Origin of the sequence: Halobacillus andaensis (assembly GCF_014636475.1) — a bacterium.
GTDB lineage: Bacteria > Bacillota > Bacilli > Bacillales > Halobacillaceae > Halobacillus_A > Halobacillus_A andaensis.
The window spans coordinates 60535-76638 of record NZ_BMEL01000005.1; the positions used below are offsets into that span (position 1 = coordinate 60535).

The window sequence follows — 16104 nt, forward strand, 5'->3', positions numbered from 1 at the left end:
TTATTAAAATGGAAATTCTCGATATCCATTCATGACGCCTATCCATTTTACGGTTGTAAATTTATCAAGCGCCCATTCTCCGCCGAATCTTCCAATACCAGATTCCTTTTCACCGCCAAAAGCAACATGTGCTTCATCGTTAACGGATTGATCATTCACGTGAATCATACCCGTCTCTACTCTTTTAGCTACTTCCACGCCACGGTGAATGTCTTCTGTAAATACAGCGCCGCTTAATCCATAAAGAGAATGATTCGCTACAGCAATTGCTTCTTCTTCACTGCTTACTTTAATAATGGACGCCACGGGACCAAACATTTCATGCTCCGCTACCGGCATTTCATTCGTTACGCCAGTAAGGACCGTGGGCTGCATAATATTACCTTCTGCGTCTCCACCCGTAAGAATGGATGCTCCCTGCTCTACACTTGAAGCTATCTCATCTTGAATACGTTCTACAGCCTCATGATTAATTAAAGGTCCAACAACGGTATCTTTTTCAGATGGATCCCCAGCTTTTAACCTTTCTACTTTCTCTTTAAAGACTTCAACAAATTCGTCATGAATCGTTTCATGAACAATGATTCGGTTAAGTGACATACAAATTTGACCCTGGTGCAAGTACTTACCAAAAGCTGCAGCCTGAACGGCTTTTTCGATATTGGCATCGTCAAGCACAATCATAGCATTGTTTCCACCGAGCTCTAAAGCTGTATCTTTAATGTGTTTGCCAGCTAGTTCACCAATATGACTGCCTACTTCAGTTGAGCCTGTAAATGATAGCAGTTTAACGGTGGGGTGAGTCACAAAGGCATCTCCAATTTCAGAACCTCTCCCAACTACTACGTTACAAACACCTTTAGGAAATCCAGCTTCTTCAAATAATTCGGCAATAAACAAACCAGAAGTTACTGGTGTATCGGAAGCTGGCTTAACCACTACGGTATTGCCAGTTGCTACAGCTGGCGCAATGGAACGCAGTGCTAAATGAAACGGAAAGTTCCATGGTCCAATTACTCCTACGACACCTTTAGGTGACCGATAGACACGGTTCTCCTTCCCTTTGGTGTTTGAAGGCAAAATTTGACCCGTCATTCGCGTTGGAAACGAAGAAGATTCTTTAATAATGCCAAGCGCTGCTTGGTATTCCACTTCTGCTTTTACGAGTGTGCTTCCTGCCTCTTTCACAAGCCAGTCAACAATCTCATCTTTACGCTTCTCTACCACTTTAATCAGTGCTTCAAAATAGGATTGAACTTCATCAGGTGTGTAGGTCATCCATTCCTTTTGGGCCTCTTCTGCCGCACGATACGCTTCATTCAAGTCATCTTCATTAGCAGATGGAATAGTTGATAACGTCTGACTCGTATAAGGATTAACATTTTCTACCGTTTTATCGCTGGAGCCTGGACGCCATTCTCCATTTATATATTGTTTCGTAAACGTTTGTGGACTCATTCATGTACCCTCCATGTGTAAAGTAGTCACAGGGTTATCTTCCACACACATCTTTAATTCAAACCTTTAGGGACTCTATTTATCATCAGCATATCGACGTGAGGAATATCATCTTCAAGATAGACTTCCGATACTTCTTGAAATCCAAATGACCCATAAAAATTACGTAAGTATTCTTGACCATGCAGCCAAATCGAAGGTACTTCCCATTCATTTCTTAAAAGAGAGATTGCACGATCCATAAGCTCTCTCCCAGCTCCTGTACCTCTCGCTTCTTTTGTAACAAGCACTCTTCCGATTGAATAATGATCATGCTCATGATCAGGAGGCACAATGCGGCAATAAGCTTGAATGGCTCCATCCTCCTCTTTCCATATATGCAGGCATTCCTCGTCTCTTCCATCAACTTCTTGGTAAGGACACTCTTGCTCTACGACAAATATACGCACGCGCAATTCTAAAATTGAATACAGTTCTTGTTTCGTCATTTCTTCAAATGTTTTCTTCACCCACATCGTGTACCATCCTCTTCTCTAAAGACATCGATAATCTAACTATACAAAATTTTATTAAAAAACCAACTATTTTTGTTTTACAGGCTGTTGAAAAAGCTAGGACAGATGAAACATAAGATGACAAGGCTCCTTCATTTTTGTCTATAGAAAAGGCACTGGAAAAAGCGTCTCTTTACGCGGGGCATGCCTGAAAGTCTTCTCGGACTGCACCTTGCGGGGTGTTAAGTGGCGGGTAGTTCAATTTTCTGTTTAAAAAGGTATAGGCAGGGAATATTACGTCTAGCAAAATTATTATATTAGAATAGGAGGTCGCCCCATATGTTTTTAAATTTGCTCCCGGTTGAAGTCCGAAAATACTTTCGAATGTCTAGAAGGCAGCGAAAACATGAGATGCAAATGACCTTATGGTATATGCCAGCCATTTACATTTTTATATCTGCTTTCTTAGTTGCAATAACTTTAGTACTAGACCTCCAAATTGGTTTAGAAGGAGTAGCACCTCAAATGCTGCAAATTGAAGCCTCCGTTACAAGAACTTTAGTTAGTACACTCATTGGCGGTATTTTAACGCTGAGCGCATTCACGTTAAACTCCTTACTCGTTGTACTTACTACTTTTAGCGGACAGTTTTCCCCTCGTATGCTGTTAAACTTTGTATCAGATCGACAGACTCAGCATGCTCTCGGTATTTTTAATGGTAGCTTTGTTTATGTATTGCTCACCTTTCTATTTATCGGAAATGCTTCAAACGATACTTTCGTAGCTACACCTGTTATGACTGTTACCTTAGCGTTCGTAACGGCTGTTGTATTTATCTATTTTATTAACCATGCCACCACTTGGATGCAAGTTCACAATATTACGTACACCATGAAAAATGTCTCTAAAGATATTATTTACCATTCGCTTCGTAAAGACCTTGATGATCACCGAATAGAAGAACCAGGTGATCTTAAAGAAAAGGATCGAGACAAACAGCACACCGTATTAGCTAGAGGTTCAGGCTATTTACAAGTAGTAGATTATAACAAAATGATTACTGAAGCTAGAAATGACAATATTATTATTGAATTGCATTTCCAAGTCGGCGACTATGTGTTAGCCGGAAATGAATTCTTTAGTTTTTGGGGGCCCGGAGCTAACGAGATCGAGGACTCAAAATACTATGAGATGTTTGAAATGGGGCATAAAGAAACAGAGATTCAAGACTTACAAATGGGGATGCATAAGTTAGCTGAAATCGCGATTAAAGCGATTGGAAACAACGATCCAAAAACCGCTTCAAATACGATTCATCAAATGTCCGAACTTATGTTAAGTGTAGACAGCTACATTACCTTCAGCCCTTATTTAGCCGATGACCAAAAACAAGTACGCGTCATTCTTAAGGAAGAAACATTTGATTATTACTTGTACCGTGGTTTCGGATTTATCCGTCATTATGCAAAAAATAACCATTTAATCATTACAGACATTATCTCCTCCTTAGCTAAGGTAGCCGAATCCATTGACATCAGCAAGCACGATAAATTATGGGAGTTTGCTTGCAATACGATGGATCATATTGAGCATGAAGTTATCTATGAACTCGATAAATCATTCTTATTACGTGAAGTTCATAACCTTGCCCAAGTTACGGATCACTTGAATGAATATCCAGAGATAGAAGAAAAGTTTTATCCAAATGCTAATAAAAACACGTAAAAAGTCAGGTTAACCCCTGACTGCTTGTAGAGAAACTTTAGTTTTCTCTTTTACCTTGAAAGTGTAATCATTCCTTGCATCGGGAAGAGGAAAGGGTTTTAGGAAACGACTCCCTTTCCTAGGGCGAATGGTGTGCCTCCTCGGGCTTTATCAGCCCTCCGGGGTCACACCTTATTCGTATTTCCCATAGGAGGGTCGCCATTTCCTAAAACCCTTTTTCGATAAAAGAGCACTAGAACTAATGGCGGAGAGGCTTTCCTCTTATAGAGACAAAGATGTCAACAAGACTCCATACTTCAAGTGTTCCGAAAGCTTATTTTGATCAACCGGAACGGAAAAAGTGACGACTCCTGCGGGACGAGCAGACAGGAGAGGCCCCACAAGTCGCAGACCGAGAAGACTTTTCGTCTTGCGCCGCGGAAAGCGGCGCTTTTTCCTGTTTCTTTTCTCTAGACCCTAATGGAGGAATCACCATATAATCCCATATTTCATCTGTCTAAGCTTTTTCGACAGCCTGAGTCAGGTTAACCCCTGACTTTTTATATTTCGTTGACACTTTTTTTTCTTCCTATTAATATTATATGTACATATACACATATATTGAAATAAGGGGGTGCTTTTTAATGGGGCATCATCACCACCATCACGATCATACGACGGGTAACATTAAGATTGCCTTCTTTTTAAACTTTGGATTTACGATTATTGAATTAATCGGCGGAATACTTACCAATAGTATGGCGATTATTTCCGATGCGCTTCATGATTTAGGTGATTCTTTATCCTTAGGTCTCGCTTGGTTCTTGCAAAAGTTCTCAAAGAAAGAAAAAACGGAGCAGTTCTCATTCGGCTTTAAACGATTCTCGCTGCTTGCCGCTTTAATTAATAGTATTGTTTTAGTCGTAGGGTCCATTTTTATTTTATCCGAAGCGATTCCGAGACTGATGAATCCTGAACAGCCTCATACATTAGGTATGATGGGTCTTGCTGTTCTCGGTATCGTCGTAAATGGAGCAGCTGTCTTTAGACTTCGAGGCGGCGAATCCATGAACCAAAAAGTCATGACATGGCATTTACTAGAAGACGTTTTAGGATGGGTCGCTGTGTTCATCGTTAGTGTTATTATGACCTTTGCGGATTTGCCTATTCTAGACCCTCTTGCATCAATTGGTATTACGTTATACATTCTCTACAACGTAATCATTAACTTAATTAAGACCATGCGTTTATTCCTGGAGGCTGTTCCAGAAAATATTGATCTCGACCGAATTATACAAAAAATGAATCAGCTGCCAAACGTTCAATCCACCCATCATACACATTTGTGGTCATTGGATGGCGAGCATCATGCCTTCTCCACACACGTCGTCGTTCCCTCCGCTTCATCAAAAGAAGATGTATGTATGATTAAAGAGCGCGTGAAAGAAGTTCTTGATTCCATTCATCTGGATCATATTACAATTGAAATCGAGTATGAGGACGAATATTGTGCAATGCTAGAACAAGATAAGGGAGGCACCGAGCATGGATGATTCTTTTTACACAAAGGACCTTGATGAAGAAACGTTGTTCGTCGTGACACAAACCTTTAAGGCGCTTTCCGATCCTACTCGCGTCAGGATCCTCAATCTACTTTTTGAAAAAGAATACAGTGTCAATGAAATTGCGGAAAGCTTAAAGCTCCGTCAATCGACGGTCTCTCACCAGCTCCGTTTCTTAAAAAACTTACGCCTCGTTAAATATCGCAGAGAAGGAACGACGATGTATTATTCCCATGATGACGAACACGTGATCAACGTCCTTCAGCAAATGATTCAACACGCGCTTCACCATTAAAAAAGCTGCCTCCACTTTTGAGGCAGCCATCAGCTTGTATCTCACGAATCGCTTGTCGGTGGATGCTTGCCGCGGGCACGGCCTCAGCTAACTTGGTCAAGAAGTTCACTTGACCAAGTGGATCTTCGGCTCGCGCTGTTTCCGCAGGCGTCACCACCGAACGCTCATCGTGGCATCAACAGAGATCAATCGAAAAACCCTTCCGTATGTTACAAGGTACGATGTCTATTTTTACAACTAAGTACGAATCGTTAAACTTATGAAGGAAGAGGAGGCGCAAATCTCCTTAAAGTTAGAAGAAAAGCGGTCTGTGTAGAAATTAATTATTGCACAGACCGCTTTTTAAAATTCTACCTTTCATGGACCTCAGTTTTTCAGCGGCCTCCTTTATCTTAATCATGCTGTGTCCGCATGAAAACAGAGTTTGCACTTAGGTGTTCATTTAGGTTGGTTCCACGATTCCACTTTTTCCGTTAGCGCAGATCATTAGCGCAGTCAAAACACGCAGACTCCTGTGGGAACAGCGCGAGTCGAAGATCCCGCAGGAAAGCGCTCTTTGCTTTCTGAGGAAGCTGAGGCCGTGCCCACGGAAAGCGAAGTGTTTTGACGCAGCGAGGGTAAAATCCTTTCTTGGCACATAATAATCCGAACTGATTTCAATGAAATCGTTCGGATTATATTATGCCTTATTCAGTTATCTCCCAACGTCTTTTTGCTTATAGTTCTAATATTTCAGGAGTTTTTTCTCCTGCATTCATTAAACGTATGCTTTCTGGATAAATTTCAAGAACAATATAATCTGGATCACCTTTGCTAGTAAACCAGCGCTCCATTTCTTCACTCCAAAGCCAGTCTTTTATCTTTTGATCATCCCGAATTTTAGCCTGACCTTCTACTTCTAAATAAGCATCTCCAAATCCTTCACCTTCATATCCAATTAAGATATGAACATTAGGGTTTTCTTCAATCTCTTCCGCTTTGTGTGTTTCTTTATTCGTAGGGGTGTAAAAGGTAAACTCATCATCGTTTGAAAATGTCATGTAACGAGAATGAGGCTTCCCTTGCTTCACAGTAGCCAGTGTTCCAATTTTATGTTGATCCATAATATTATAAATCTTCTTCTTTAGTTCTTGTTGGTCCAATGCTATTCTCCTTTCAATATGAAAACTTGTTCTTAGTTTTCCTGTTGAAAGGAAAATATAAACATCATAATGCGTAGGATTTGTTTTACATTTTCTCCATCAGCATTCTGGCAATTCTTTGGTAATCATCTGGATCTATACCTGGAGCGAATTCTTCAGGAAGATCATCTAAGTCAGGAATCGGCGCTCCTTTTGGCGTTCCATCAATTACTCGTAACTTTTGGCCGGTTTCTGGGTTTTCCCCTTTCCAAATTTGACGAATATCACGATAATCATGGTCGCTCCACGTATAAAGAATATTATTTAACCCCTGCTCTTCATATTTACGGGCATAATCAAATTTTGCATTACTGAGATCAGGGACCGGAAGCATTCTCTTTAAATCGACTCCTGTAATCATTTCAATCGCTTTCGCATAGGCCAATACATGAACACCGCCGCGAACGAGAAGATACCCAATCATTTCTCGGGCCGTTGGATGATCCGTCATTTCGTACACCCGCATTTTATGAGTTCTTGCCCCTAACTCGAGGAAAAAGTTATGCAGAAGATCAAGAACTAAATTTCCGCTGTTAAAGACGTTATCCCCTGTCCACGCTCGCCCCATCGAATCACCAGCTAATGCCGTCTGTGCAGTGGCAATAAACTGATATGTATTGCGTGCGTCCTTTCCAGCCTGCAATGGGGTAATATCGGGAGGGCCAGGAAACGTAATATTTCTAGATAATAAGTTTATAGAAGTCGAAACAAGCTCAACATGTCCAAATTCTTCTGCTGTTATGCTCGCTACCAAATCATAGAAGGGTTTTAGCTTCCTTTTTCCACGAAAATTAAAAGACTGGTACATATAATTATTCAGCGTCGACATTTCGCCAAATTTTCCGCCTAGCAATTCCTGTACAGCAGCTGCCGCATTTTTATCTCCATACTCAGGAATGGGCAATTCAATTTGTAATTTATTGATTCTTTTAAACATAAATGAACCTCCTCCTTTCTTTTAGTGTGACGGAAAGACCCAAACGATTTGCTGCGTGCGAACGAAGAACGGAACTCCGCTGTTTTCAATAACAATATGATCGGGCATAACATTTCTAAGAATCCCTCTTATCGAGCCTTGTGTTGTTTGGACTGTGACTGGATGACCACAAACCGATTGTAAAGTTTGTACCACATAGGGATCATATAAACTTAAAAACATAGGTGAATTCATTTCTCTCCCACTCCTTTTCTATTCCTTCCATATATATGATATTTTGTAGGGCATTCATTCATAAAAATAGCTGTTAGTATGAAGAAAGAGTTTTAATGCGTTACACTTCGGAGAAGGACTTAGAAAAGAAAAAGTTTAAAATAAAGAGTTGATTGGAGAGGAGTAGAAAACGATGAGAACTGGAAATCCTGTACTAAAGAATGAAGTATTCAGCCGCTCTCGCAACTCAAGCAGTACGATGACGCTTGGAGGCACTGTTTTCAAGACAAGTATCTTGTTATTGTTCTTACTAGGAACAGCTGTTTACACATGGTATCAGTACTATCAAGGTGTGGACATAACGATGATGATGATCATCGGAGCAGTGGGAAGTTTTATTGTTGCTTTAATTACGGTATTTATAAAAAAAGCAGCGCCTGTTACAGCACCTATTTATGCGGCACTTGAAGGCTTTTTCCTTGGAGGCCTTTCATCATACATTGAAGCAAGCTACCCAGGTATTGTGATTCAGGCGGCCGCCTTGACGTTTGCAGTGATGGGAGGACTTCTCTTCCTTTATTCAACACGCATCATTAAAGTTACGAAAAAGTTTCGATTAATGGTCATTTCGGCAACGATCGGCATCTTTATCGTTTATGCAGTGAACATTTTATTACGTATTTTCTTACAAGCGGAAGTCCCTTACCTGCATTCAAGCGGAGCTATTGGGATTGGAGTCAGTATATTTATCGTGGCGATCGCAGCTCTAAATCTTGTTTTGGATTTTGACTTTATTGAACGAGGCGCGAAACGCGGGGCTCCTAAATACATGGAGTGGTACGGTGCTTTTGGCCTTATCATTACTCTTGCCTGGTTATATATTGAAATTCTCAGGCTGTTAAGAAAAATTCGGCGTTAACTGCTATAAAAACTCAGGGATTTCCCCTTAACATATTTCCGTAACATTTGTAACATAATTGAAATATAAGCTTTAAAAATGTTGGGATTTGTATTAAAATGGGGGAAGATGCTGGGAGGACCATTATGCTCGACAAACTGATTCATCACAAAAAAAAGTTCATACTCATCACGATCTTATCATTCGTCTTGGGCGGTTCGCTCTTTTTTATAAATTCTACACCCACTCGTTCTGAGAAGCCGACGGAAATTACACCGACGATTTTTGTGCATGGCTTTAAAGGAGGACCTGGTTCCTTTAATACAATGCTCAAACGTTTCGAAGATAATAATTGGGGAACGAAGCGAATGATGATTTACGTTAAATCTTCAGGAGATATACGTGTTCGCGGGGGCATTCCTCACACGATGAATCCATTCATCCAGGTTATTTTTGAGAATAACCGCGCGAGTGTAGCTGACCAGACAAATTGGATGCAGCACATTATGACCAAGCTTAAGCATGACTATGCGATCGATCAAGTAAATTTAGTTGGTCACTCTATGGGTGGCTTAGCTTCTACAAACTTTTTATTAAACAACCAGGAAGGCGACTACCCTGACGTTAACAAACTGGTAGCCATTGGAAGTCCTTTCCTGGGTATTGGGCAAAGCGACTATTTCTCGTTGAATACAGGAGAAGCAGTTGTGGATTTACAAGTGGAATCGAATGCTTTAACGACGATGATTAATAATAAGCAGAATTTTGATGAAGATGTGCCAGCTTTATCTATAGCCGGAGTCGTCAATGAAGAAGATCCAGAGGAAGATCACTGGGATGGACTCGTCACAGAGCAAAGTGCCCACGGTTTGCAAAATATTGTTCCAAGAAGAAACTTTCATCAGGAAACGTTTATCGATGAATTTTCCACTCATTCCGGGCTACACGAACATCCTGGTGTCGATGAATCGGTAGCTGAGTTCTTATGGAGTATCCATTAAATACGAAAAAAGCCGCAGAATCAGTATTGATCTGCGGTTTTCTTTTAAAAATTTTTATATGTAGTCATGACCACTTCTCCAATAGCAGCAATGGTTTGATCTTTAAAAGATAAAGGCACACCTTTACCATCAGGATTGCGATAGTAATAACCATTTTCTATTGGTGTATAACCTAAGCCTTCCAACTTAAAAGTTAACTCTTCAGGAAGCTGGCTTGTCCCCATTTTTTCAATAAAGTAAGGGGCAGGGTAAATGTTCACATCGACATCTCCAGCACCTGTGTAAACGACAAACAAGTCACTTGGTTTTTGTGCAATCCATTGCCCTTTTGAAAATAGGGAGATTCTAAGTTTTTCAAGAGCAGAAATGCCTTCTAAATGAATCCCGAAGATGTCTAAAATCATTCTTCTTATTTCACTAGCAGAGATCTGCTCTCCGTAGTCTTGAAGATAGAGATCCATGACCTCCACCTTAGATAAAGACTTTATAACATGCTCAGCTGCCTCCTGATCATTGGAACGTAAAGCTTGTTGAACCCGTTTCGTCACTTCTTCCGAATACACCTCTTACCAACTCCTCAGAATGATACTCCCCATTTATTATACTAGAAAATACACACAGAAGGCCGCCTATAGGTTAAAAGTACGTTTAATGAGCTTTGCTGTCTCAACTGCGCTCTTGTTCGTATTATTAATCCTTACATATTGTTCAGCCTTAATTTCTCCTTCACCAGAGTTGAGTCGATGGTTCTTAAACGTTTCCCTCAGGTTTTGTTCTGACTGCACTTCATTTCTTTTTAGCGGCTTGTGTTCAAGTCTGTGGGGAGTAATGTTTCGTTTCAGTCTCTCTTGGTTTATCAAATGGATAACCTCTTTGTTACAGCGAAAAAGGAGGTTCACCGGCGAATTTCCTCTTCTCCCTCTTTCACTTTTTCTACAACAAATCGATCAGGTGAACACATTTGAGCAGGAAGATTCTCTAAAGGCCAAAACTGTATAGCTAACGTTTCTTCAGAATCGCTGTTCCACCCGCTTCCATCATACTCACACGTGTAGGCAGCAATGACATTGTAAACCTCATCTCCATTAGGATAAATATAATGGAGCTCTTTTCCCGAGTATATTTGCTGAAAGGTGAGATTCTGAGCTTGCAATCCCGTCTCTTCAAAGAGTTCTCGGACAGCCGTCTCCTCCAACTTTTCCCCTAACTCAAGTGATCCGCCGGGCAGTCCCCATTGATGATTATCACTACGCTTCATGAACAGCAATTCTCCTTTATTGTTAAAGCACAGAACACTAGATCCAGGAACGATTAAAGGTTTGGTTCCTATATGCTTTCGAAGACCTAAGACATATCCCACAAATAACTACTCCTTTTCAAAAATAAATACCCACATGAACGTTAACGCTTGTTGTAATTCTCTAGGAAGCGCAGAGATGTCCATCCCTTCTGCTTCTCTTTTAAATACACCATGTCCATCATTAAGTTTCCAGCCGTTTTCTAACCCCAGCTGTTCTAACTCCCATGGCATCATCGTGTTACAAATGACCTCTTCCCCATAAACACGAGGGTAACTGTTAACTCTAGGTTTAGCTGTTGGACCAAGTACTCCTATACATAATTTTCCGCCCGGCTTAAGCACCCGCTTCATCTCTTCTAACCCTTGATAAGGAACCTCTACCCACTCTAGGCAATTAATCGCCATAATTGCATCGAAGCTTTCACCCTCAAATGGGAGCTGAACTAAGTCTCCCTGTACAAAATGTAGTGTTTCGTGCGCAAGCCTTGATTTAGCTAATTCAATCATTTCTTCTGACAGATCTAAACCTGTTACTTGATAGCCGGCTTGCGCTAATTTATAAGAACCGTAACCGTCCCCGCACCCGAGATCGGCTATAGAATGTCCTTTTTTCACATGTTGCTTTACTAAAGGAATGATCGTTTTCCTGCTTCCGCTATCCCACATATTTTGACTATTCGCGTTCCAAAATGTGGATCGTTCATTCCACTGTTTTTCTGCTTCTTTATGCCAATTAAATGACATTGGTCTACCTCCTGTTTATCAATCTCAAAAAATTCTCACCCCTCATTTATTCGATAAAACTAAGTGTTTCTCCTTTATTTTTGTCCTTCCACAATCCGTCATCGATCAAAAATGGTTGCACATTCCATTAATCTCCGTTATGCTTAGAACACAATATAAGCTAACATTAATTAAAACAAACACCATATATAGTATCCGCGAACAAAAGATGCCACTAGGCTTAATAGGGAATCTGGTGAAATTCCAGAGCTGCCCCCGCAACTGTAATCGCTCTCAAAACGGCAATCACCCACTGTGTTTTTCACGGGAAGGGGCCGGAGTAGAATCGAGCGTAAGTCAGGAGACCTGTCTTCATTCGCAGAAGTTTCAACTTCTTCGGGGATTGAGAAGATGAGACGATGGAATGAAGGCAGCCTCAATCTATATGAGTCCTCTTTCATCCCATGGTTTCATCCGCTCATTCATAGGAGCGGATTTTTTTATGGCTGAAATTTCTATTTTTCATAGAGGAGTGAAGGTATTGAGTACAGTTGTGACATCGTACTGGCAAGAATGGTTAAAAGCACAGGAGGAGAATTTTCCTGCTTTGCCAATGAAGCGCATCATCGAAAAATCAAAAGAGATTAAAGGAAACCAAAGTGAACAGGCTAATGCTTTAATTTTGGAATGTTTAGCTGAGATTAGTGAAACAGCTCCTAACTGGACGTACTTAGCCAGCAGAATTCATTTACAGCAAATGTATGAAGCTTCGATCTCTAATCGCGGTACAACAAAGTCATACGAAGGCTTCCATCGTTTAATTGAAACGTTAGTTAACGAGGATATATATGACCCAAATTTACTTAATCTTTATACAAAAGAAGAAATGGACGAGCTCGAAAAAGCAATCGTTCCCGAGCGTGATGGATTATTTACTTATATCGGGCTTAAGACACTTGGTGATCGTTACTTAGCTCGCTCGAAATCCGGACTTGTTTATGAACTTCCTCAAGAACGTTTCATGGTCATCGCAATGGTTTTAATGGCACACGAAAATACTGCCCGTCGGTTAGAGCTGGTCAAAGAATCATATTGGGCTTTAAGTCATCTATACATGACAGTAGCCACTCCTACACTTGCTAATGCCGGAAAGCGTTACGGTCAATTGAGCTCATGCTTTATCGATACAGTAGACGATAGTCTGCAATCCATTTATGACAGCAATACGGATATTGCGAATTTAAGTAAGCACGGAGGCGGCATAGGCGTTTACTTAGGAAAAATCCGCAGTCGAGGCAGTGATATTCGAGGATTTAAAGGCGTTTCCTCAGGTGTACTTCCCTGGATGAAACAACTGAATAATACAGCTGTAAGCGTAGACCAGCTAGGCCAGCGTCAAGGAGCTGTGGCCGTCTATTTAGACATTTGGCACAAAGATATCTTCCCTTTTCTTGATAGTCGATTAAATAACGGAGATGAACGCCAGCGTACGCATGATTTGTTTACGGGTGTATCCATTCCTGATCTCTTTATGGAAGCTGTTGAACGTCGCGAGGACTGGTACTTGTTTGATCCTCACGAAGTACGAGACGTTATGGGCTTTTCGTTAGAAGATTACTATGATGAAACGCGTGGAAACGGATCCTTTAGAGGACGTTACCAAGCCTGCATTGAAAACGAACGTCTTTCTAAAGAAAAGGTCCCAGCTATTGAGATCATGAAGCGAATCATGATTGGACAGCTAGAAACGGGAACCCCTTATATGTTCTATCGTGATGAAGTCAACCGTATGAACCCGAACAGCCATAAAGGAATGATTTACTGCAGTAACCTTTGTACGGAAATCACTCAAAACCAAAGTCCGACTACTCAGGAAGAACAACGGGTTGAAGATGGAAAGATTATAACCGTTCAAACACCTGGCGATTTTGTTGTCTGCAACTTATCGAGCATTAACTTAGGCCGTGCCGTTCCTAACGATGTCCTTCCACGGTTGATCCCTATTCAAGTGAGAATGCTGGATAATGTCATTGACCAAAATACGATTCCGGTCCTGCAAGCGCAATTAACGAACCAAGCGTATAGAGGAATCGGATTAGGTACGTTCGGCTGGGCCCACCTGCTCGCTCAGAAAAAAATCGCTTGGGAATCCGATCAAGCGGTCGATTATGCTGATGAAGTGTACGAGGAAATCTCCTACTATACGATTAAGGCAAGCAGTGAACTCGCAAAAGAAAAAGGGAGTTACCCTCTTTTTGAAGGATCTGACTGGGAAACCGGGGAATTCTTTGTTAAACGATCGTTTGACCAAGACGATGCTCATGACTGGAAAGGGCTTCAGCAGGAGGTACATCGCAATGGCATGAGAAACGGATATTTAATGGCGGTAGCACCAAATTCCAGTACATCCTTAATTGCCGGAAGTACGGCAAGTATTGATCCGATCTTTAAGAAGTTCTATTCCGAAGAGAAAAAAGACTTTAAAATTCCAGTGACTGCCCCTGACTTGAGTCCGGATACTTACTGGTACTATAAATCGGCTTATGATGTGGACCAGCATTCTAGTATTAAACAAAATGCCGTACGCCAAAAGTACATTGATCAATCCATCTCGTTTAATCTATACGTCAAGAACACAATTCAAGCGAAAGAATTGCTCGCTTTACACATCGACGCTTGGAAGTCAGGATTGAAAACTACTTATTATACCCGTTCCACTTCAAGCCAAGGAGAATTTGATGAGTGCGAAAGCTGCTCATCTTAAGGAGGAATAATAATGGATCATACACTGCAAAAACGAAAGCTCGTGGATCATCATGCCCCTAACGCTTCAACAGGCATAGTCAATGGCAGAAGTTCAAACGTTCTTAACTGGGATGATACTCGCTACTCTTGGGCCTATCCGATGTATAAGACGATGCTGGCAAACTTTTGGATTCCCAGTGAAATAAATATGAGCAATGATTTAAAACAGTGGCCTGAGCTATCTGCACAAGAGCAAGCCTCTTTTAAAAAAATTATAGGTTTGCTCGCGTTCTTAGATTCGATCCAAACCGATTACTCCGGAAAAGTAGCTGACTATTTAACCGACTCAAGCGTTTCAGCTCTCATGCAAGTGCTCGCTTTTCAGGAAGTCGTCCATAATCAATCTTATTCTTATGTTCTATCTACTCTTGTAGATCAAAGTGAACAAGAGCGAATCTTCGAATATTGGAAACACGATGAAATCCTCATGGAAAGAAATCAATTTATAACCGATGGATATGAAGAGTTTGCAAATGAGCCGAGTATAGATAAATTCTTAAAATCTGTGGTTTATGACGTTGTATTAGAAGGGTTATTCTTCTACGCCGGCTTTGCATTCTTCTATAATTTAGCTCGAAACCAGAAGATGGTCTCTACAAGTACGATGATCAACTATATTAATCGAGATGAGCAAATTCATGTAAACTTATTTGCCCATATCTTTAAAGAAACATTAAATGAAAATCCTCAACTCGACCGTGAATGGTATGAGGATTTTGTTACCACCACCTTTAAAGAAGCTGTTGATCTTGAAATTAAATGGGCCCATCACATTATCGGAAACGAATTCCCTGGAATTCCGATTGATGATTTAGAAGACTACATTCGTTTTATAGCTAATAAACGCTGCAAATTAATGGGCGCTGACAAACCTTATCCAGAGTATGCAGAAAATCCGTTAAAGTGGATCCGCGCTTATCAAGAAGTCGATGAAGGGAAGTCAGACTTCTTCGAACAAAAATCCAGACAATATACGAAGGTATCTGAAGATAATGGATTTGATGACCTTTAAAGCCTTGTTCCTCCTCCCGGACCGTTATTTAAAACGGTCCGGTTTTTTTATGTCAACTTTCCTTACATTAAATTTAAAATAGGTGTTGATTTTTCTGAAAATTTGATTTATAGTAAGGTTTATCATCACTTAATGTGTTAGGAAAGTTAACACAAACAAAAAGAGGAGGACGTCATCCATGAAAAAAGTGGAGGCCATTATACGCCCTGAAGCTTTTCAATCGCTTCGTGAAAACCTTGATATTATGGGCGTCAAGGGATTAACCGTTTCGGAAGTAGCTGGCTGCGGTCAGCAAAAGGGACAGGAAGGAATCTTCCGCGGCAACCGATATGAAGTCAAATTATACCCTAAGGTTAAGGTAGAAATGGTTGTCGATGAAACAGAGATTGAAGATATTATCGAAGTCATTACAAACACATGCGCAACAGACCAAGTGGGAGACGGTAAAATTTTCGTTTCTACGATTGAGGAAGTCTATCGAATTCGTACCGGTGAAAAAGGAAAAGCTGCACTTATTTAAT

Annotated in this window: 16 protein-coding genes and 1 riboswitch; of the genes, 8 read left to right on the forward strand and 8 right to left on the reverse strand. The window is 40.7% G+C overall.

Translation table 11 applies throughout. The features are described 5' to 3' along the window. Window positions 1–3 precede the first annotated feature (3 nt). Window positions 4–1458, reverse strand: coding sequence for an aldehyde dehydrogenase family protein (locus IEV27_RS18080; RefSeq protein WP_188378923.1), 1455 nt, complete (start codon window positions 1456–1458; stop codon window positions 4–6). 53 nt (window positions 1459–1511) lie between these two features. Continuing rightward, a complete protein-coding gene (locus tag IEV27_RS18085; protein WP_188378924.1) occupies window positions 1512–1973 on the reverse strand; it encodes a GNAT family N-acetyltransferase in 462 nt (153 codons plus the stop codon). 318 nt (window positions 1974–2291) lie between these two features. Here IEV27_RS18085 and IEV27_RS18090 point away from each other — a divergent pair, with 318 nt between their 5' ends. The 3 genes from IEV27_RS18090 (at window position 2292) to IEV27_RS18100 (ending at window position 5513) form a co-directional block, all read left to right on the forward strand. Then, window positions 2292–3677, forward strand: a complete 1386-nt coding sequence (locus tag IEV27_RS18090; RefSeq protein WP_188378925.1) for a DUF2254 domain-containing protein — start codon at window positions 2292–2294, stop codon at window positions 3675–3677. Between the two features lie 623 nt (window positions 3678–4300). After that, on the forward strand, window positions 4301–5209 hold the full coding sequence (locus IEV27_RS18095) for a cation diffusion facilitator family transporter (protein WP_188378926.1): 909 nt from the start codon (window positions 4301–4303) through the stop codon (window positions 5207–5209). After that, window positions 5202–5513 (forward strand): ArsR/SmtB family transcription factor, encoded by a 312-nt coding sequence (locus IEV27_RS18100; protein WP_188378927.1) that lies wholly within the window; start codon window positions 5202–5204, stop codon window positions 5511–5513. Before IEV27_RS18095 ends, IEV27_RS18100 begins: the two co-directional genes overlap by 8 nt. Before the next feature lie 716 nt (window positions 5514–6229). On the opposite strand, the gene IEV27_RS18105 is transcribed toward IEV27_RS18100, so the two are convergent. The 3 genes from IEV27_RS18105 to IEV27_RS18115 all read right to left on the reverse strand — a co-directional run bounded on the left by IEV27_RS18105 (window position 6230) and on the right by IEV27_RS18115 (window position 7865). Then, window positions 6230–6655, reverse strand: a complete 426-nt coding sequence (locus IEV27_RS18105; protein WP_188378928.1) for a pyridoxamine 5'-phosphate oxidase family protein — start codon at window positions 6653–6655, stop codon at window positions 6230–6232. 85 nt (window positions 6656–6740) lie between these two features. Next, window positions 6741–7631, reverse strand: coding sequence for a manganese catalase family protein (locus tag IEV27_RS18110; protein ID WP_188378929.1), 891 nt, complete (start codon window positions 7629–7631; stop codon window positions 6741–6743). 21 nt (window positions 7632–7652) lie between these two features. Continuing rightward, window positions 7653–7865: a YuzF family protein gene (locus tag IEV27_RS18115; protein ID WP_188378930.1), complete on the reverse strand. Its 213-nt coding sequence runs from the start codon at window positions 7863–7865 to the stop codon at window positions 7653–7655. Between the two features lie 172 nt (window positions 7866–8037). Here IEV27_RS18115 and IEV27_RS18120 point away from each other — a divergent pair, with 172 nt between their 5' ends. Further along, window positions 8038–8763 (forward strand): Bax inhibitor-1/YccA family protein, encoded by a 726-nt coding sequence (locus IEV27_RS18120; RefSeq protein ID WP_188378931.1) that lies wholly within the window; start codon window positions 8038–8040, stop codon window positions 8761–8763. A gap of 125 nt (window positions 8764–8888) precedes the next feature. Continuing rightward, the gene (locus IEV27_RS18125; RefSeq protein ID WP_188378932.1) at window positions 8889–9743 is read left to right on the forward strand and encodes an alpha/beta fold hydrolase; all 855 of its coding nucleotides are present in this window, start codon (window positions 8889–8891) and stop codon (window positions 9741–9743) included. Window positions 9744–9787: 44 nt separating this feature from the next. On the opposite strand, the gene IEV27_RS18130 is transcribed toward IEV27_RS18125, so the two are convergent. The 3 genes from IEV27_RS18130 to IEV27_RS18140 form a co-directional block, all read right to left on the reverse strand. After that, window positions 9788–10306: a hypothetical protein gene (locus IEV27_RS18130; RefSeq protein WP_188378933.1), complete on the reverse strand. Its 519-nt coding sequence runs from the start codon at window positions 10304–10306 to the stop codon at window positions 9788–9790. Window positions 10307–10638: 332 nt separating this feature from the next. Then, window positions 10639–11001, reverse strand: coding sequence for an NUDIX hydrolase (locus IEV27_RS18135; protein WP_245345468.1), 363 nt, complete (start codon window positions 10999–11001; stop codon window positions 10639–10641). Between the two features lie 108 nt (window positions 11002–11109). After that, window positions 11110–11787 (reverse strand): class I SAM-dependent methyltransferase, encoded by a 678-nt coding sequence (locus IEV27_RS18140; protein WP_188378935.1) that lies wholly within the window; start codon window positions 11785–11787, stop codon window positions 11110–11112. A 188-nt stretch (window positions 11788–11975) separates the two neighbouring features. After that, window positions 11976–12154, forward strand: a riboswitch (cobalamin riboswitch). Window positions 12155–12268: 114 nt separating this feature from the next. Between IEV27_RS18140 and IEV27_RS18145 the strand changes: the two genes are divergently transcribed. From IEV27_RS18145 to IEV27_RS18155, 3 genes are all read left to right on the forward strand, one after another. Next, on the forward strand, window positions 12269–14530 hold the full coding sequence (locus tag IEV27_RS18145) for a ribonucleoside-diphosphate reductase subunit alpha (RefSeq protein ID WP_188378936.1): 2262 nt from the start codon (window positions 12269–12271) through the stop codon (window positions 14528–14530). A 12-nt stretch (window positions 14531–14542) separates the two neighbouring features. Beyond that, window positions 14543–15583: a ribonucleotide-diphosphate reductase subunit beta gene (locus IEV27_RS18150; RefSeq protein WP_188378937.1), complete on the forward strand. Its 1041-nt coding sequence runs from the start codon at window positions 14543–14545 to the stop codon at window positions 15581–15583. A 178-nt stretch (window positions 15584–15761) separates the two neighbouring features. Then, window positions 15762–16103 (forward strand): P-II family nitrogen regulator, encoded by a 342-nt coding sequence (locus IEV27_RS18155; protein ID WP_188378938.1) that lies wholly within the window; start codon window positions 15762–15764, stop codon window positions 16101–16103. The last annotated feature ends 1 nt before the right edge of the window (window position 16104 follow it).